Source organism: Leptospira ognonensis (assembly GCF_004770745.1).
Classification (GTDB): domain Bacteria; phylum Spirochaetota; class Leptospiria; order Leptospirales; family Leptospiraceae; genus Leptospira_A; species Leptospira_A ognonensis.
On the sequence record NZ_RQGD01000053.1, the window covers coordinates 5,446 to 5,759 of the forward strand.

Sequence of the window (314 nt, forward strand, 5' to 3'; positions counted from 1 at the left end):
ATAAATTTGAATTAGTCTACTAGAAAGCCAGAATTCGTCGTTTCCATTCAAAGATCTTATCGCTGTTTTCACCTTTTCCAAGTTATCAGAAATTATATTTTCTTTTTTTAATGATAAAAGTATAGATATGCCTCTTTCGAGTCTGCTAGGTAAGTAAATCCATTGTTCATTATTTAAATAATTTATTGCAAGCTTAATGTATAAATTTGCACATTCAATTGCACTTTGATAATTTCTATTATAAATCCAATCAATATCAAATATTCGTGCTCTTAAATCTTCGTGAACTATTAAATAATTATACTTCACTATAT

General features: G+C 26.1%; 1 protein-coding gene. It reads right to left on the minus strand.

The genetic code is table 11. The features are described 5' to 3' along the window. Positions 1-309 (minus strand): DUF7380 domain-containing protein (locus tag EHQ58_RS19130; RefSeq protein WP_425460494.1); only part of this gene is annotated, 309 nt, incomplete at its 3' end. Positions 310-314 lie beyond the last annotated feature (5 nt).